This window comes from Rhodococcus sp. HM1 (assembly GCF_023218075.1).
GTDB lineage: Bacteria > Actinomycetota > Actinomycetes > Mycobacteriales > Mycobacteriaceae > Rhodococcus.
In genome coordinates this window covers 34,278-52,015 of record NZ_JALPTB010000047.1, presented here as the reverse complement: position 1 = coordinate 52,015, position 17,738 = coordinate 34,278, and the positions used below count along the sequence as shown (strand labels likewise).

Annotated in this window: 15 protein-coding genes and 1 pseudogene; 4 read left to right on the top strand and 12 right to left on the bottom strand. The window is 68.8% G+C overall.

Annotated features, from left to right (window positions below; translation table 11 throughout):
* On the top strand, positions 1 to 397 hold a 397-nt coding region (locus tag M1M07_RS22055), incomplete at its 5' end, for a serine hydrolase (RefSeq protein ID WP_248675539.1).
* A gap of 102 nt (positions 398 to 499) precedes the next feature.
* Here M1M07_RS22055 and M1M07_RS22050 read toward each other — a convergent pair.
* The 8 genes and pseudogenes from M1M07_RS22050 to M1M07_RS22015 form a co-directional block, all read right to left on the bottom strand.
* On the bottom strand, positions 500 to 1,078 hold the full coding sequence (locus M1M07_RS22050) for a class I SAM-dependent methyltransferase (protein WP_197251036.1): 579 nt from the start codon (positions 1,076 to 1,078) through the stop codon (positions 500 to 502).
* Positions 1,079 to 1,159: 81 nt separating this feature from the next.
* Positions 1,160 to 2,206: a putative zinc-binding metallopeptidase gene (locus tag M1M07_RS22045; protein ID WP_248675538.1), complete on the bottom strand. Its 1,047-nt coding sequence runs from the start codon at positions 2,204 to 2,206 to the stop codon at positions 1,160 to 1,162.
* A complete protein-coding gene (locus tag M1M07_RS22040) occupies positions 2,199 to 3,134 on the bottom strand; it encodes a transglutaminase family protein (RefSeq protein WP_248675537.1) in 936 nt (311 codons plus the stop codon). Before M1M07_RS22040 ends, M1M07_RS22045 begins: the two co-directional genes overlap by 8 nt.
* Positions 3,131 to 5,677, bottom strand: a complete 2,547-nt coding sequence (locus M1M07_RS22035; protein ID WP_248675536.1) for a circularly permuted type 2 ATP-grasp protein — start codon at positions 5,675 to 5,677, stop codon at positions 3,131 to 3,133. Before M1M07_RS22035 ends, M1M07_RS22040 begins: the two co-directional genes overlap by 4 nt.
* Before the next feature lie 58 nt (positions 5,678 to 5,735).
* Positions 5,736 to 8,696: pseudogene (locus tag M1M07_RS22030) on the bottom strand (transglutaminase family protein).
* Between the two features lie 185 nt (positions 8,697 to 8,881).
* The gene (locus tag M1M07_RS22025) at positions 8,882 to 10,507 is read right to left on the bottom strand and encodes an MFS transporter (protein WP_248675535.1); all 1,626 of its coding nucleotides are present in this window, start codon (positions 10,505 to 10,507) and stop codon (positions 8,882 to 8,884) included.
* A 134-nt stretch (positions 10,508 to 10,641) separates the two neighbouring features.
* Entirely contained in the window at positions 10,642 to 11,271 is a 630-nt protein-coding gene (locus M1M07_RS22020) for a hypothetical protein (RefSeq protein ID WP_248675542.1), read from the bottom strand.
* 98 nt (positions 11,272 to 11,369) lie between these two features.
* Positions 11,370 to 11,990 carry a TetR/AcrR family transcriptional regulator gene (locus tag M1M07_RS22015; RefSeq protein WP_248675534.1) on the bottom strand — a complete coding sequence of 207 codons (621 nt, stop codon included), beginning with the start codon at positions 11,988 to 11,990 and terminating at the stop codon, positions 11,370 to 11,372.
* A 47-nt stretch (positions 11,991 to 12,037) separates the two neighbouring features.
* Between M1M07_RS22015 and M1M07_RS22010 the strand changes: the two genes are divergently transcribed.
* Positions 12,038 to 12,556, top strand: a complete 519-nt coding sequence (locus tag M1M07_RS22010; protein WP_248675533.1) for an FBP domain-containing protein — start codon at positions 12,038 to 12,040, stop codon at positions 12,554 to 12,556.
* Between the two features lie 34 nt (positions 12,557 to 12,590).
* Here M1M07_RS22010 and M1M07_RS22005 read toward each other — a convergent pair whose 3' ends face one another.
* Positions 12,591 to 13,226 (bottom strand): pentapeptide repeat-containing protein, encoded by a 636-nt coding sequence (locus tag M1M07_RS22005; protein ID WP_248675532.1) that lies wholly within the window; start codon positions 13,224 to 13,226, stop codon positions 12,591 to 12,593.
* A 661-nt stretch (positions 13,227 to 13,887) separates the two neighbouring features.
* On the opposite strand from M1M07_RS22005, the gene M1M07_RS22000 reads away from it, so the two are divergent.
* A complete protein-coding gene (locus tag M1M07_RS22000) occupies positions 13,888 to 14,166 on the top strand; it encodes a hypothetical protein (RefSeq protein WP_197251029.1) in 279 nt (92 codons plus the stop codon).
* 54 nt (positions 14,167 to 14,220) lie between these two features.
* Here the strand turns inward: M1M07_RS22000 and M1M07_RS21995 are convergent, their stop codons facing one another.
* Positions 14,221 to 15,018, bottom strand: a complete 798-nt coding sequence (locus M1M07_RS21995) for an SMP-30/gluconolactonase/LRE family protein (RefSeq protein ID WP_197251028.1) — start codon at positions 15,016 to 15,018, stop codon at positions 14,221 to 14,223.
* A 109-nt stretch (positions 15,019 to 15,127) separates the two neighbouring features.
* Here M1M07_RS21995 and M1M07_RS21990 point away from each other — a divergent pair, with 109 nt between their 5' ends.
* Positions 15,128 to 16,117 carry an iron-siderophore ABC transporter substrate-binding protein gene (locus M1M07_RS21990; protein ID WP_248675531.1) on the top strand — a complete coding sequence of 330 codons (990 nt, stop codon included), beginning with the start codon at positions 15,128 to 15,130 and terminating at the stop codon, positions 16,115 to 16,117.
* A gap of 42 nt (positions 16,118 to 16,159) precedes the next feature.
* Here M1M07_RS21990 and M1M07_RS21985 read toward each other — a convergent pair whose 3' ends face one another.
* Positions 16,160 to 16,798 (bottom strand): pyridoxamine 5'-phosphate oxidase family protein, encoded by a 639-nt coding sequence (locus M1M07_RS21985; RefSeq protein WP_248675530.1) that lies wholly within the window; start codon positions 16,796 to 16,798, stop codon positions 16,160 to 16,162.
* A gap of 39 nt (positions 16,799 to 16,837) precedes the next feature.
* Positions 16,838 to 17,722, bottom strand: coding sequence for a LysR family transcriptional regulator (locus M1M07_RS21980; RefSeq protein WP_248675529.1), 885 nt, complete (start codon positions 17,720 to 17,722; stop codon positions 16,838 to 16,840).
* Between the last annotated feature and the right edge of the window lie 16 nt (positions 17,723 to 17,738).

Here is a 17,738-nt window from a genome sequence, read left to right as displayed (position 1 = left end):
GAGCCCGCCCGCCCCGAGGCCGGAACTGGTCGACGTCACGAACTTCAACCCGTCCTGGGGATTCGGCGCCGGCGAGGCCATCTGCACCGCCGCGGACCTGGCCATCTGGGCGAAGGCCCTCGTCGACGGCGACCTCCTCGAACCGGAGATGCAGGCTCAGCGACTGGATTTCGTCACCACCGGGCCCCTGCCGTACGGCCTCGGCATCGGCGACCTGAACGGACTCGTCGGTCACAACGGGCACATCAGCGGCTTCCAGACCCAGACTGCGGTCCGGCAGGCCGACGGCACCGTCATCGTCGTTCTCACCAACATCACCCAGGCGCCCGACCTGCAGCTGCCGGCCTCGATGATTTCGGCGTTGATTTCCGGTGCCATCCCGGCTTCGCCGAACTGACTGCCCGAAGATTCGACCCGCTGTTTTGGAAATCAAGGTATTCCGTGCGGTTCAGATTCCTGTAGCCAGGATTTCCCGGTCGAGTAACCGAAGGCCCGCGACCTACGGCACGTGCCGGCGCCGGACCAAGCGATACCACTTCGAATGGAATCCGACCCGCACCGAAACCTCCTCCACCACCGACCATCCGGAGAAGATCTGCTCGATTTCGGCCAGGTCGACGCCGCGCGGGAGCGGTCCGCGGAAACGCGGCTCGAACGCGAACATCAGAAATGTCGCGTCGGGCGAGGACACTCGGTCGAGTTGCCGGCGGTACGCGGCTCGCTCGCTGTCCGAAAGTCCGTGGAAGCAACCGAAATCCACGATCAGGCCGTAGTCCGACCCGACCCGGTCCGCCATCGCGGTGACGTCGCCTTCGACGAATCTCACGTCGACCCCGGCCTGCTCGGCGGCAACCATCGCCAATTCGACCGCTGCCGGCACATTGTCGATTCCGGTGACGTCCCAGCCGCGCCGCGCGAGCCGGATCGACAACTCACCGCTGCCGCAGCCGACGTCGAGCGCCCGGCCCGGGCCGGGTACCGACTCGAGCAGCGCGTCGAAATGGGCGCCCCGCGAAACGTCCGCGCGTTCCCACGGTGTGAAGCCGACACGGTAGGCGAGGCGATAGAACAGGCTCATGCGACCACTCCTCGACGGGCTTCCGTTTCGACCGTAGGCCGCTCCCCCCGCCCGGCACAACGGCGCCGCAGCAGACGCGCCTCAGGACACCGAGACGCGCGCGGTGATCTGCTCGTGCACGAAACGTATCTTGTTCAGGACCGGGGGCGGCAACACGAACGGATACAGGTCCGGCCGCCCCATCGACCGATTGACCATGTTCAACGACCACGTGAGAGGCAACCACTGTTCGACGAGCCGGTCGAAACCGGCCGGCCCGGGTTGCGGGCGATCGAGGCCGGCACCGGCCGGCGCGAACCCGAATGCCGCGGCCGTGTCGAGCGTGTCGCGCATGTGCAGGTAATGGGCGAACGTTTCGGCCCAGTCCTCGGCCGGGTGCATCGTGGCGTAGCTCGACACGTGGGTGTCCTCCCACCCGGCGGGAGCGCCCTCGGAGTAGTGCCGGTCGAGGGCCTGCTGGTAGTCCTGGTCGGGATCACCGAACAGTTCCGTGAACCGCTGCCGGGCGTCGTCGTCGACGATCAGCACCATCTGGTAGTAGTGCCCGATCTCGTGACGGAAGTGGCCGAGCACCGTGCGGTACGACTCGTCCATCGCGACCCGCAGTTGTTCGCGGTGCACGTCGTCGCCCTCGGCGAGATCGAGGGAGATCACCCCGGAATCGTGCCCCGTGACCACCGGCTCGTCACGGCTCGACAACAGATCGAAGGTCAGCCCAGCCTCGGGGTCCTCGGCCCGGCCGACCACCGGCAATCCCAGCTCGGCCAACTCCACCAGCAGCCGCCGCTTGGCCGCCTCGGCCTCGGCGAACGCCTCGAGCGCGACGACGTCGTCGTCCGCGGGCCGCGTCCGGGTCAGCTCGCACGACGGACACAACGTCACGCCGTTGCCGGAGTGGTCGACACGGACGATCCAATTGCACCGCGCGAGATGCATATTGGCGCACAGCCGGTATGCGGCTGCGGGCACCGACCCTGTGCTCGGATCCAGGGAGACCGCGGGTTCGTCGACGATGGTGACCATGGAGACCGTGCCGAGGTCGAAACCGAGGCGCGCGCCACATCCCAGGCAGACCGAGTTCTCGAAGGCGAGTTGCTGACCGCAAGTGGGACAGGAGAAGTCACGCATCGAAACCATCCTTCGTGATCGGTGCGACGTCCACGGACACGTCGATGCTACTGTCCTTCGCTTCGGTATAGATGACGCCACGCAGGGGCGGCACGTCGGCGTAGTCACGGCCCCACCCCACCGTCGTGTAACGCTCGTCGACCAGTTGATCGTTGGTCGGGTCGAAGGCCAGCCACCGATCACCCGGGAGCCACACCGCCGCCCACGCGTGAGTGGCGTCGACCCCGATCATGCGTTCCTTGCCGGGCGGCGGATCGGTTGCCAGATATCCCGAAACATACTGTGCGGCAAGACCGTTCGCGCGCAGGCAGGCAATCGCCAGGCGCGCGAAATCCTGACACACGCCGGCCCGGGCGGCAAGGACCTCGGAAACCCGGGTCGACACCGAGGTCGATCCCGAGCAGTACGTGAAGTCGGTGAAGATCCGGTGGGTGAGCTCGACGATCGCCTCCCCCAACGGGCGTCCCGGAACGAATGTCGCTGCGGCGTATTCGATCACCGAATCGTCGATCTCGGCGGGCTCGAGGTCGAGCACGAAGTCGGTCGCCAGCGCACCGCCCGCGGTCGCCGGTCGCGCCGACTCCCAGGGCTGCAGCGCGGGCCCGACCGTCCACAACGCGGGGTCGGGCCGGCTCACCTCGACCACCGAACGTGCGGTCACCACCAGCGTGTCGTGCGGTTCGACGACGTGGAAGTACACGTCCCGGTTGCCCCAGATGTCGACGCCGGTGGAGGTGTCGCCGGGCGCCGGTTCGACGGTGACGGCGGTGTCGACGACCCGCTGCTCGCCGGTGTCCCGCGGCATCAGGTAGCCGCGGCCGTAGGAGGAGGTGACCGTCCCCGAGTACCGGTAAGTGGTGCGGTGCACGATCCGGTAGCGACGCACGGCGTCGGTCCCAGCGGTGTCGGTCCCGGCGGTGTCGGTCACGGCATCCTCCTGTTCTCGGCGCCGCCCCACAGCGGCCGGGTGCCGCCGGGAAGCGACAGCGGTCCCTGCAGCAGCAGCTCGGACAGTTCTTCGAGTCCGCGATGCACCGCGGTGAGCAGTTCGGCCAGCTCGGTGCGGGTGCCGTCCGTGGCGGCCTCGAGATCCACCGGATCGACGCGGCGCAGCCGGGTGATCAGCTCCTCGGCGAGCCGCTCGGGCCGCGAGGCACCCGACGCGTCCGGCAGCGCCCGGAGGTTCTCCTTGATCCGGTCCAGCAGGTGCGCGAGCGACCGCGGATTGCCGATGTCGAACAGCAGTAGCTGGGCCACCGCAGCCACCCGCACCCGATGATTGCGGCGCCGGAACGTCACCGAGCTCTCGGCCGCGACGAGCACCGACTCGACGAGGGCCCGCTCGGTGCCGGGCGCGCGCACGTCGACCAGCGTCGTCGACAGCAGCGAGGTGAGCGCCAGTCCCCGCTCGATCCGCTTCCCGATGTCCATCACGTGCCAGCCGATGTCACGGACCATCGATTCGGCGCCCAGACCGGACAACGCGAGCATGCCCCGCAGCGCCGCGGACTGGGTGACCTCGAGCAGCGACCCGCCCTCGTCGGGGGTGGTGGCCAGTTCGTCGAGGGCGCGCCGCACGTCCGCCAGCACCGACCACGTGTCGTTCGAGAGTTGGTCGCGCACGGCCCGGGCGGCCCGCTCGAGTCCGGCGAACGACTGCGCCAGCGATCCGAGCCGGTCCGCATCGACCGTCAGCGAACGGAACTCCGCGGTCGCGACCCGGTAGCTGTCGATGCGCGGGGCGTCCGGATCGTCGGTGACCGCGAACTCGGACGACGGCGCCGCGGCCGTCAGGGTCTGCAGCAGCACCGGCAGGCATTCGCTGCCCGCGAGCCACGGCCGGAACCGGTAGTCCTGGTAGCGTTCCCGCACCGCGATGAGCAGCCGCGCGGTGTCCTCGGCGCGCTCCGAGTAGCGGCCGATCCAGAACAGGTCACCGAGGACACGGGGTGAGGTGACCACGTCGACCGCGGGCACCGCGAATTCGGGCAGCGTCTCGGCCGTGCCGGACGGATCCGCCGTCGACGCGGCGGGCACCGACCGGACCCACACGTCCTTGGCGACGATGTCGCACCCGGCGCCCGGCGCGAGGACCTGGCCGAGCCCGCCGGGCATCGGCGTGAATCCGACCCGCTGCGCGACCGTGAACAGGCGGAGCCCGACGGGTGCGGCCTCGAACGCGTCGCGCCCGGCTGCCAGCACCGGCGCGTACGAATGCTCGGTCGGTTCGGTTCCGACCCAGCGTGCCGGATCGGCGAACACCCTGTCCCGCAACAGTTCCCGTTGCGCCGCGTCGAGCGCGCCGGGCACCACTGTCTCGGTGGTCACCGCGGACCGCAGCACCAGGTCGTCGAACCGTGCGGTGAGCAGCGACCGCCCGTCGTCGGTGCCGCCCCAGTGGGCGGGTGCCGACTCGAGCAGCAACTCCTCGTCGAGCAGGGCCCGGCACAACCGCGGCAGATACGCCGCGAGCGCCGGGTTCTCGAGAACCCCGCTGCCGAGGGTGTTGACGACGGAGACCGCACCGCGGCGCACCACCTCCACCAGTCCCACCACTCCGAGATGCGAATCGGGCCGCAGGTCCAGCGGATCCGCGAAGGCCGCGTCGACGCGGCGCAGCACCACGTCCACCCGGGTCAGCGATCCGAGCGAGCGCATCCACAACCGGCCGTCGCGCACCACGAGATCGGCGGATTCGACGAGCGGCAGGCCCAGGGTCCCGGCGATGTAGGCCTGGTCGAACGCGGTTTCGGAGGTCGCGCCGGGGGTGAGCACCACGACCGTGGGATCCTCCACGCCGACCGGCGCGACATCCCGCAACGCCAGCCGCACGGCCTGCGCGAACGGGGACAGCGGCCGCGGGCTCGTCGTCTGGTACAGGTCCGGCAGTGCCCGCGACATCACCCGCCGATCCACCATCGCGTACCCCGCACCCGACGGCGCCTGCGTCAGATCCCGCGACACCCGGAACCGGCCGTCGGTGCCGCGCGCAACATCCACGGCGTGCAGGAACAGCTGGTGCGGGCCGGGCAGGGTCAGCCCGTGCGCGGCCCGCACGTACCCCGCGTGCCCGAACACCAGCCGCGGCGGCAGCAGCCCGTCCCGAACGGTCCGCAGTTCGCCGTACACGTCGGCGAGCAACGCGTCGAGCAGCCGCGACCGCTGCACCAGGCCCCGTTCCAGCTCGGCCCAGTCGTCGGCGGCCAGCACCAGCGGCACGCCGTCGACGTTCCAGCGCACCGACGTCGGCGTCCCGGACGGGTCGATCGGGTTGTAGCTGATGCCGTGGTGGTCGACCAGCGTGCGCAGCCGCTGCCGGTACATCGCGAGCGGTTCCGGCCCGCGGGGACGCCACCCGTCCGCGAAGTCGGCCCAGTGGGCCCGCAACCGGCCGTCCGGACCGAGCAGTTCGTCGAATTCGGGCCCGCGGTGCACGTATCCGGTCAGCGCCACATCGGCGACGTCGGTCATCGGTTGCCGTCCTCCCGGAGCTCGTTGCCTGCGCCACCGGGCCTCTGCTTCGGTGCCGTCAACGCCAGGCGGTGTCCGTCCGTCGCAGGTCGAGGAGTCCGGGGGCCGTCACGTCCACCGCCAGCCGCGCCTGCGTCTCCTGCAACCTTGCCAGGTCGATACGTCCGGGTGTGAATCCGTGGTCCTCGAACCGGCTGTTGCGGCGCGACTGCGCCTCGACCGCGTTGACCGGCGGGGTGTCGTAGGCACGGCCACCGGGATGCACGACGTGGTAGGTGCAGCCGCCGCGCGAGCGACCCGACTCGAGGTCGACGACGTCGACCACCAGGGGGCTGTGCACTTCGATCGTCGGATGCAGGGCGCTCGGCGGCTGCCATGCGCGATACCGCACCCCGGCGACCTGCACGTCGTCCTTGCCGGTCTCGAGCAGTGGCATCGGCACCCCGTTGCAGGTGACGACGTACCGGCCGCGGTCGGTGCCGGTCACGGACACCTGCAGCCGTTCGACGGACGAATCGACGTAGCGGGCGGTGCCACCGGCGGTGGCTTCCTCCCCGAGCACGTGCCACGGTTCGACGGCGGCGCGCAGTTCCAGCGTGACCGGGCCGGCCTGCACGCTGCCCAGACGGGGGAAGCGGAATTCGAGGAACGGGTCGAGCCAGGCGGTGTCGAAGTCGACGCCGTGCTCGCGCAGATCCGCGACGACGTCGGCGATGTCGGCCGCGACAAAGTGCAGACGAGGCCGCGCACCAGCAGCGACTGCACCATCGCCATCTGCGCGTGCGGCGGCATCTCGAAGCCGCGCAGTTCGAGGACGCCGAGGCGGCCGCGCGCCGAGTCCGGGCTGTACAGCTTGTCGATGCAGAATTCGGCGCGGTGCGTGTTGCCGGTCAGGTCGGTGAGCAGGTGCCGCAGCGCACGGTCGACGACCCACGGTGACGGCGGCCAGTCGTCGTCCGCGTCGCCGGTGAGCCGCTCGATCTCGGTGAAGGCGATCTCGAGTTCGTACAGCGCGTCCGGCCTGCCCTCGTCGACGCGCGGCGCCTGCGAGGTGGGGCCGATGAACCGGCCCGAGAACAGGTACGACAGCGCGGGATGCCGCTGCCAGTGGGTGAGCAGGGAGACGAGCAGGTCGGGGCGGCGCAGCAGCGGGGAATCGCTCGGTTTCGCGCCTCCGAGCGTGATGTGGTTGCCGCCGCCGGTGCCGGTGTGGGTGCCGTCGACGTCGAAGGACTCGGTGGTCAGCCGCGCGGCGCGGGCCTGCTCGACGGTGGCGATCAGGTCGTAGAAGTGTTCGAGCGCACCCAGGGGCGGCAGGAACACGTGCAGTGCGTCGTCGCGCACCTCGGTGACCAGCGCGGTGGGGATACCGACGGTCGGCGACGCGACGGCAGTCGGTGCGGGTGGCGGCGCCGGCTGGAACAGCAGCGGTGGCCGGTCGTGAAGTGGATCGGCTTCGAACAGTGGGTCCGGTTCCTCCCAGCTCACCGAGCGGATGGGCAGGCGCAGCCCGGCCGGAGAATCGCCCTCGACGAGGACGATGCGGCCGCGGCGCATCGTCCACCGTCCGCTCTGCCACCCGGTGTCGTCGTCTCGGCGCTGCAGCGGGATCACCCACGCGGCCGGGTCGGTGACGGATCGTTCGAGCCTGTCGAGCAGAGCGCGGCGTGCGTCGGGGGAATCGTCGTCGGGTGGCAAGTCCTCGGCGGGGTCCAGGGGCGGGCCGGCCGGCAGCCGCACCCAGCGGTGCAGCCGCGCGAGCGCGTCCTCGTACGCGGGCTGCACCACATCCGGCTGCAATCCGAGCCGGGTGGCGAGCTCGACGGCGAGATGCTCGGCGTCGGCGGGCTGCGCGGACGGCGGGTTCTCCGGATCCCACGGGTCGACGAGCAGCGCGGGGTCGTTCCACAGCGCGCCGCCGTCCTCGCGCCAGAACAGCGCGATCTGCCAGCGCGGCAACGCCTCTCCCGGATACCACTTGCCCTGGCTGCGCATCACCAGGCCGGTCGGCGCGTAGATGCGGCGCAGCCGCTCGGCGAGGTCCGAGGCACGTTCACGTTTGTCGGTTCCGTCGGCTTCGGTGGTCCACTCCGGGTCGCCGTAGCGGTCGATCGACACGAATGTCGGCTCCCCGCCGACCGTCAGCCGCACGTCCGCGGCGGCGGTGCGGGCGTCCAGTGCGGCGCCCGAAGCACAGATGCGTTCCCACTGTTCGTCGGTGTAGGGCAACGTGACCCGCGGATCCTCCCGGATGCGCGTGACGGTGTTCGAGAACGTCAGGGTCGCGGTGCATTTCCCGGTGGCACCGGTGATCGCCGCCGCCGACACCGGGTGCGGGGCAGCGGAGAGCGGAATGTGCCCCTCCCCCGCGAACAGCCCGGAGGTGGGGTCGAGCCCGATCCAGCCGGCGCCCGGCACGTACACCTCCGCCCAGGCGTGCAGGTCGGTGAAGTCGGCGGCGGGGCCGCTGGGACCGTCGAGGGCCGGCTGGTCGGCGGTGAGCTGGACCAGGTATCCGGACACGAACCGGGCGGCGAGACCGAGTTGCCGCAGCACCGACACCATCAGCCACGCCGAGTCGCGGCACGAGCCGACCGCGGTCGCGAGGGTGTGGTCGGGGCTCTGCACTCCCGGCTCCATCCGGACGCTGTATTCGATGTCGCGTTCGAGTGCCCGATTGAGCGACACGAGCACATCGACGGTGCGGATCTCGTCGGGAATATGAAAGTCCTTCAACCACTTCGGACGAGCTCACCGGGTCCCGAGCCGGGTTCGCCCTCGTCCACCGGGCGCAGGTACGGCTCGAGGTCGGCCGCGAGTTCCGGTGGGTACTCCCACCCGAAGTATTCGGCGTAGTCCTCGATGAAGAAGTCGAAGGGGTGATCACTTCCATGTCGGCCACGAGTCCGACGGTGATCGACAGCTTCCCGGCGCGCTCCGGGAAGACCACGCCGGCAAGGAAATTGCCGAAAGCGTCCTGGAATTCCGTCCGATGTTCCAGTGCGACCCTGATGCCCATGAAATCCTCCCGCCGAACGACGACGGCCCGATTCCACCACAGCTGTTCTCGGTGCACGCGACGAGCACGGCGACGCCGTCCGCACGAAATACGAACGGAACATTCCCCACACGAAACCTCGCTTCGGCCGGTGATCACCCCGGGCGACGATCGGATCCTCTCGAAGGAACAGTGTGCCCGGTTTTCTACCCTGCGTCCCCGATCGCCCTGTCCCCGGTCTCCGCGTCCCTGCTCTCCCTGTCCCCGGTCTCCGCGTCCTCGGCCGCATACCGCTCCAGCAGTGCGGTCTCCGCATCACGCTTGGGGAACACGAAGAACACCAGTGCCGCTCCGATCAGCACGATCCCGATCGCGGCGGCATACGCGCGGGTGTCGCCGTCGAGGAACGCCGACCGGGCCGCCGCGAGGATCTGCTGCGCGTACTGCGGATACGTCTCGGCGATGTTCACGGCGCCCGCGAACGACTTCTCCAGGGCGACCTGCGTCTGCTCGCTGACCGACGACGCCTGCGGGCTCGCGGCGATGGTGGACGTGAACGACGCCGTGTACCCGGCGGTGAGCAGCGCACCGAGAATCGACTGCACGATCGCCCCGCCGAGGTCGCGTTGCAGGTCCGCGGTACCCGAGGCCATACCGGCCCGCGCCACCGGCACCGAACCGGTCAGCGAATGCGACGCCGGTGTCCCCGCGAGACCCACCCCGGCACCGAGACACATGTACCCGAGCGCCACTATCCAGTAGTGCGCATCCTCGTCCCACAACACCAGCGCGACGACCAGTCCCACCACGATCGCCACGTATCCGGACAGCAGGGTGAACCGCGAACCCCGCGATTCGACGAGTTTCGCCGAGTGCGGTGCGACCAGCACCATCACCAGCGCCGCGGGCAGCGCCGCCGAACCGGCCGCCAGCGTCGAATACCCCAGCACGTTCTGCAGATACTGCTGACTGATGTACATCGTGCCCATCAACGTGCCGAAGACGATGATGCCCGCGACCGCGGCGACCCAGAAGATGCGCCGCCGCGCGACCTGCAGATCGAACAGCGGATTGCGCGCCCGAAGTTGTCGGAACACGAAGGCGATTGCGGAGGCGAATGCGATCACCAGCGCGGACACGGCGACGGTCTGCAGCCCGTCGACGGGTACGAAGTTGATGCCGAGCACCAGGGAACCGACCAGAACGACCGAGACGATGCCGCCGAGATGGTCGACGGGATCGGTGGACTCGTTGACGTGACTCGGCACGAGTACCCACGTCAGCGCCAGCGCCAGCAACGCCAGCGGGATCGTCACCAGGAACACCGACCCCCAGAAGAACCCCTCGAGCAGGGCCCCGGCGACGAGTGGGCCGAGGGCGGTGAGACCGCCACCGATCGACGACCACAGCGCGATCGCGCGGGTCCGCGCCGGACCCGACCACAACGCGGTGATCAAGGCCAGCGTCGTCGGGAAGGCGAGACCGGCGGACACACCGCCGAGCAGTCGCGCCGCGAACAGTACCTCCACGTTCGGGGCGAACCCGGCCACGAGCGACGCCGGCACCGACAACGACATGCCGAGTACCAGCATGGTCTTGCGGCCGTAGCGGTCGCCGACCGCACCCAGGTAGAGCACCGACGCCGCCAACCCCACCGAATAGCCGACCGCGATCAGGTTCAGGTCGGTCTGGCTGGCGTCGAACGCCTTCCCGATGTCGGGGAGCGCGACGTTGGCGACGGCGAGATTGAGGTTCGCAACTGCCGCTACGAGGATCAGCGATGTGAGCACCAGCGGTGCTCGGGCGGGACGGCCCTCGTCGGGTGTGGTCACGGAACCATGGTGCGCGATTGCCGCTGTCCTCCGCTCGGATTCGGGAGGACGGCTCGGATGATGTGGTTGTGGTGCCGGCGGCTGCGACGGCCGCCGGCCCTCGGCGGGGCCGTCCTTCGCGGCCGCCTAATCGTTCACGCCATCTCCGGGACGTGCAGGTGCGCAATGGCGAGTTCGAACTCGCAGGTGTCGAGGACCTCGGCACCCGCTTCCCGTGCCGTTTCGACCCGGATGGCATCGAGACGTTCCCTGTTGCCTTCCATCGCCTCTCTGCTGTCGAACGTCAGCGACGACACTCCGCGGCCGGCTGCGCGGTCGAACATCAGGCTGGCGCTGCAGAAACCGGGAAGTTCTTCCATCTTGGGCAGTGCGGCCATCTTCCACAGGTCCACGCCGCGGTCCATGTCGGACGGCTCGGTCTTGACCCACGTGACCCGGCAATACGCCCCTCGCTCAGCGTGGTGGTCACGATGCATGACCGCGATCTCCCACCGCGACACCTCCGTGGTGCCGTGGAAGATCTCGGCGGCGGCATCCCGCAGATCGCGCACCGGTCCCTCGCTCGCGCGCAACGATTCCTCGTCCCGCCACGAACTGGTCGCGATGCACCGTCCGGAGTCGCGATCGATCAACAGGGACATTCCCATGCATCCCTCGATATCCGTCAGCGCCGGCATCACGGTGTCGCGTACGTGCTTGATTCCGGCGTCGATGTAGGACGGATGCGCATGAACTGTGGTCGAGCGTGCATACACGATCGGCACCCTTCCGGTCAGGGCGGCGCCGACGCGGCGCCGCCGGTCGATTCCCTGTATTCCACAGTGCTCCTCCGCTCCCCCGCAGGCAATGGCCGCGACCTCCTTCACGGAGCAACAATCTCGTTTCGGATGGCCTCGACGGCGTCCCGGTGTGCCCTTTCGATTTCGGGGGTGGGGCCCGACACCGTGGCCTGAAGGAGAAGCCCTCGGTGGACAGCCAGGATGCGGTGGGCAAGCGATCGCGAGTCCGCAACACCGGCTGCTTCGAGTGCCTGCGCCATCGGGGTGACCCATTCGGACACGACGGGAACGACGAATCTTGCGTGAAGATCGTCGTCTCGCGCCGAGGCGGCATAGATCTCGAAGAACATCGCCATCCGAGTCCGGCCCTCGGGAGTCGTTCCCTGGGTCCATGCGAGTTCGAGACCCTCCGCGATGACGTCTGCGACCCCGGTGGGGGTCGCGGCGGCGCTTGCCGGCGCGAGTGTTCGTATCCGGGACAGCAGTGTGCGTGAAGCCTCGAGTTGACCGGTGAGGACTTCGTCGACGATCCGGGATATCAGTTCCTCCCGACTGCCGAAGTGATGCAGCAGGTTCCGCGTCGATGTGCCCAGTTCGTCGGCGAGCGGCCGGAGCGTCAGACCGAAGAGGCCTCGCTCTTGTGCATATCGGACCGAGGCAGCGAGCAGTTCACGTCGACGTGCGTCGTTCTTGGGGCGTCCCACGACGCCGAGTTTATACTACGATCGTTTCATAAACTGGAGGAGGACACGTGAGGCAGCCGACGAGAAGCGAGATCACGGCCAGCTTCGTCAACAGCTCACGCAGCAGAGTCAAATCGGTGTCGTTCCCGGACGACTTCGATCGGACGCCGTGGGAAGACCTGGACTTCTACGGGTGGATCGACCCGCGGGCACCGCAGCGTGCGTATCTGGTCTGCGAGAGCGAGGACGGATTCGTCGGTGTCGAGTTCCGCGTCGCAGGCTCCGATCCGACCCGCGCACGGGGGGTGATGTGCAATCTGTGCCGGTCCGCCCGGCGGAACGCGGAAACGAACCTGTTCACTGCCGCCAAGGCCGGACCCGCCGGGAAAGCGGGCAACAGTGTCGGCACGTACATCTGCACGGACTTCCACTGTTCGCTCTACGTGCGCAACCTGATGTCGCTACCGGACCCGCAGCCGGAGCGCTCACTGCCCACCGAGACCCGGATCGAGAACCTCCGCCATCGACTGGACGGGTTCGTTGCCCGTGTCCTCGGGACGGACGAGGTCACGAATCCGAAGTCGTGACCTCGTCCTCGTGCGGCGCCCGAGGCCTCACCGACTACTCGCGGCACCAACCCGTCGGTACCGACACCGCTGAGGAAATTCGCGTTCTTTCATTGCCCCGGGCGGTGTTGATCTGCGGCTGGGTGAGATACAGAGCGAGGGACAGATCGGCGTCCTCCAACCGGGCATCGCGCAGGTCGGCACCGAGCAGATCGACCCCGGCGAGATCGCACCCTCTCAGGTCGGCACCGATCAGAACCGCTCCCCGAAGGTCGGCGCCACACAGCCGGTAGGCACGAAGGTCCGTTCCGGCCAGATCCGCACCCGGGGCGATGCGCGGATGCACACGGCCGCCGTCCGCGAAGTACGAAACCCGCACGTGCGCACTGACGGTCATCAGGACGGCTCGCACCGAGGCATGCACATCGCCCATGTCGGCCGAAAGCAGTTCGTCCACGTCACCGCGAGTTAGGGATACGAGGAAATCGGCGAGTTCCCGAATTTCGTCCTCGGTGTCGGGATCATAGGTACGTTCCTGCGCCTCGAGCAGGTACCACAGCATCTCGTGCAGCTGTTTCAGGATCTTGAACGCGGAGAACATGCGGTCCCGGAGCTCCGGGCGTTCTCGCCAGCTCGTCCCGGAGAACAGTCGTTGCGAGACGACCTGTCCCGCGCCGAAACAGTCGAACACGGTGCATCCGCGAAAACCCCTGGACGGCAATGCTCGATGAATGCTGCATCCGAACGCGGAATCGAGGTGCCGGCACGGGGAGCCGGCGGGTTTGTCCTCGGCGAAGTCCGCCGATCTCGAGAATCCGAAAGCCGTGCAGCACAACGCGAAGCAGCGACCGCAGTCGGCCCGGAAGTCGGTGCGGTCAAGCGCGGTTTCCGTCGTGTGCGCCTCCGACGTGCCGGGTCGGAGTGCGGACGACGTCAGGGATGTACAGGGCGATGAGGTGATCACAGTGAGCTCCGAGAGACGATTCCGATGCATGCGGGAGCCGGGAACCCGGTGTCGGGTTCCCTCCGGGGGCACACGGAATCACCACCGCACGAAGGCGCGGCTCACCAGCGCGGAAGGTCTGCGTCAAAGCTGCAATGTGTTGTTCACTGCGCACGAACATACCAGCGGCGGCTGCCGATTCGCGAATTCCCGGCCAGGCCGCACAACGCGGAAGGCCCGAAACTGTCGGAGTTCGAAACTCACCGGTCATGCGCGGACGGAATGGGAGCGTCGTTTGCCGAAAACATCCGATTCCGAAACACAGTGTTCAAAGCGACGCCACATCCCGGCGATCGAAGTCCGGAACACTGAAGACCAATGTGAGACGGCACACGGGGAGGACCCGGACATGACTGAGATCGCCTTCGCCCTCGACTTCATCGACACCCGCACCGATCGGCGACCGCGGCCCGTGGCGCCGACCAGACTCCCGGGGGCACACCTTCCGATGCCGGTGCTCGAGTACGCCCCGCCCTCGCCTCGCACCTCGGGTTTCCGAGCCGTCGTCGAGTCGGCGGTCGGCACCGCCTTCTCCGCGACCGTCGCGGTGGCGATGTTGACCGGACTGGCCGGTGCCGGCGCCGCGTCCGCCGTCGCCGGCGCAGCGACCGCGCTGCGCGCCCGCTGAACCTTCGGGAACCGAACGTTCGAGACGTTCACCGCGGCCGCCACCACGCCGAGATCATCCCGGGATGCGGCCGGTCGGAACCTTCGCCTCGGAGACGGGCACACCGGCGACCCCGACGTCGAGACGCAGCAGGGCGCCCGCCGTCGTGACGTAGATGCTCGTGCCGGCGAAGGCCAGCGACGACACGAAACGACCGTCCAGGTCGACGATTTCGTCCAGCTGACCGGCCGGAGTGAATCGGGCGATGCCCCCACCGCTGCCGAGCGCCACCCACACACCGCCCTCGACATCGACGGCGAGTCCGTCGCATTCACCGCGCGGAGCCTCGGCGAACACCGCCGTCGATTCCCCGTCGAACCTGCGCACCCGCGACGCCGCGTACTCGCTGACGTAGGTGGTCGCCCCGTCGGGTGAGAACCCGATCCCGTTGGGCCACAACAGGTCGTCGGCGACGACGCGCACGGATCCATCCGGTGCGATCTTCACCAGTTCACTCGGCGGTGCGGACTCGCCGAGCGCGGGACGATGGCGCAGCACGCCGGCGAGCAGTGACCCGTCCGCGGTGACCGCGATGTCGTTGATTCCGGTGGCGCCGTCCGGCGCGAGGATCGTGACGGTCTCGCCGTCACGGGCGTACGCGAGGTCGCGTCCGCTGACGAGAAGGCCCCCGTCGGCGTGTGCGGCGAGCCCGCCGATCCCGCGGCGGCGCTCGACGACCGTCCGCGTCCCGGAGGAGTTCCAGCGGTACACGCCACCGGTGGTGGTGTCGGCGAACAGCACGGATCCGTCTGCTTGCACGAGCGGGGCTTCGAGCAGTCCCCCTGCTTCGCACACGATGCTCGAATTTTCCATTCCACACATATAGACGATGCGCCGCGGTCCGCGCCCCGGGCACCCTCGGAACCGCACGCAGGTTAGGGTTGCCTCATCGAACTGCCGTGCACACGAGTCGAGGAAATCCATGAAGCGTCGATCCGCCGCGCTGCTCACCGCCAGCGTCACCGCCACCGTCCTCGCTCTGACGGCGTGCGGCTCGAACGACACCGGAACCGAATCCGACTCCGGTACCGGCTCCGGCGCATTTCCCGCGACCGTCACCACCAAGTTCGGGGACGTCACCATCGATGCGCAGCCCGAACGGGTCGCCGCGCTCGGCTGGGGTGACGCCGAGACCGCACTCGCGCTCGGGGTTCAGCCGGTCGCTGCCAGTGACTGGCTCGCGTTCGGGGGCGACGGCGTCGGCCCGTGGGCGGAGGGGCTGTACACGTCGTCGCCCAAGCTCATCGGCACGCTCGAGCCGTCCTACGAGATGCTCGCGGCGGTGACCCCGGATCTGATCCTCGACACCAAGAGTTCCGGCGACCCGGCCCGGTACGAGTCGCTGTCGAAGATCGCGACGACCGTCGGCGTGCCCGAGGGCAGTGACGCCTATCTGACCTCCCTCGACGATCAGGTGACGTCGGTCGCGACGGCACTCGGCGTGCCGGAGAAGGGCGAGGAGCTGCTGTCGCAGATCGACGCGGACTTCGCGGCGGCCGCCGCCGAGAACCCCGAGTTCGCCGGCAAGACCGTCACGGTCGCGGCCTACACGTCCGACGGCTGGGGCGCCTACGTCGTCGGCGACTCCCGGGTCGATTTTCTGACCGAACTCGGGTTCGTGAACAACCCGCAGGTGCAGGCCACCGAGACGGACAGCTTCTTCATCCCGGCCTCCGAGGAGAACCTGAACCTTCTCGACGCGGACATGCTGATCGTCCTGCCGATCTACATGCCGTCGGAGGAAGTGACGAACAATGTGCTGTTCCAGCAGATCCCGGCGGTGAAGGACGGCCGGTTCCTGGTGCTCGACAGCGACTCGGACATCTCCGCCGCGTTCTCGACGAATTCGGCGCTGTCGGTGCCGTTCGCGCTCGATGAGCTCGTTCCGCTGCTCGCCGAACGGGTGCAGTGATCCGAGGAATCCGGTAGTCGGTTCTCGGTAGAGCTCGGTTTCTCAGTAGAGCTCGGCCCGGTAGCGCTCCTGCCGGGCCGGCTCGAGGTCCTCGTGCTTCAGGTTGTGCTGCTCGGCGAGGATGTCGCGCAGCGACGGCACCGACTCGGCCTCGACCCAGGTCTCGGGGTCCCACAGCTTGGCGCGCAGGATCGCCCGCGCGCAGTGCAGATAGGCCTCGTCGATCTGCACGATCACCGCGAGCTGCGCAGGTTTGCCGGACATCGCGAGCTCGGCCAGCAGGTCGGGATCGGTCGACAGCGACGCCCTGCCGTTGACGCGCACCACCTCGTCGACACCGGGGACGAGGAACAGGATTCCCACGTGCGGGTTCTCGAGGATGTTGCGGTAGGAGTCGGCCCGCCGGTTGCCGGGGCGGTCCGGGAGCACGAGGGTCTTGTCGTCGGGGAACAGCACCCTGCTGATCAGGTCCCCGCGCGGCGAGCAGTCACAGTTGCCGCCCGCGTCGGAGGTTGCGAGCACGAAGAATCGCGCCTGCTCGATGTACTCGCGCATCAGCGGCGTCGTGAACGTCGTGTGCTTCTCGAGGATCGCCGGCGTGGGCACCCCGACGACCGCTTCGAGTTCTTCGACCGTCTCGATCCTGGTCCGGACGAGTTCGTCGATCCTGCCGGTATCCACAGGCGTCACCTCCGCCCGAGACCGTACCAAGCCGGGAACCTACGGGAGGTCCATGTCCCGGAGCACGGCGACGACCCGGTGGGCCGCCGGGTTCGGATTGTCGGCGCGCCAGGCCATCGCGATCTCGAGTGGCGGCACCTCGTCCTCGATCGGCCGGTAGACCACGCCGTCCACCCGCACGTGTGTGGTGGAGTCGACGACGACGGCAACCCCGAGCCCGGCGCCGACGAGCGCGAGCAGGCTGTAGGGGTCGGGCGCCTCGTGCACCGTCCGCGGGGTGATCCCCGCCTGCGCGCACAGCGCGAACGTCGCCTCCCGGACGCGGGAGCCGTGCGCCGACGGATACATCACGAACGGGTCCGCGGCGAGGTCGCGCATCGCGATCAGTTCCTCGCCGGCGAGCCGGTGCTGCACGGGCAGCGCCGCGAGCAGCGTCTCCCTGCGCACGGTCAGCGTCTCCAGATCGCCGCCGACCGGTAGCGACACGATCCCGAGATCGATTGTGCCCGAGCGGATCAGCTCGACCGCCTGCCCCGAGTACGTCTGTGGTCGCAGCTCGAGCGCGATGCCCGGATATGCCTCCGCGACGGCGTTGGTCAGTCCCGAGAGCACGGCGTACCCGCCGGCGCCCCCGAATCCGATGCCGACGACGCCGGTCTCCCCCAGCGCCGCCGCCCGCGTCACCGTCCGGCACACCTTCAGTTGCGTCTCGATGATGCGTGCCGGGGCCATCAGCGCCGAACCGGCCGCCGTGAGCCGCACCGACCGCGTCGTGCGCGCGAAGAGTTCGACGCCGAGTTCGCGTTCGAGGGACCGGATGGTCTGGCTCAGCGGCGGCTGCGCGATGTGCAGCCGCTCGGCCGCGCGCCCGAAGTGCAATTCTTCGGCGACCGCCAGGAACGCCTGGATCTGACGAATGTCCACGTCACCCCGCATTGTG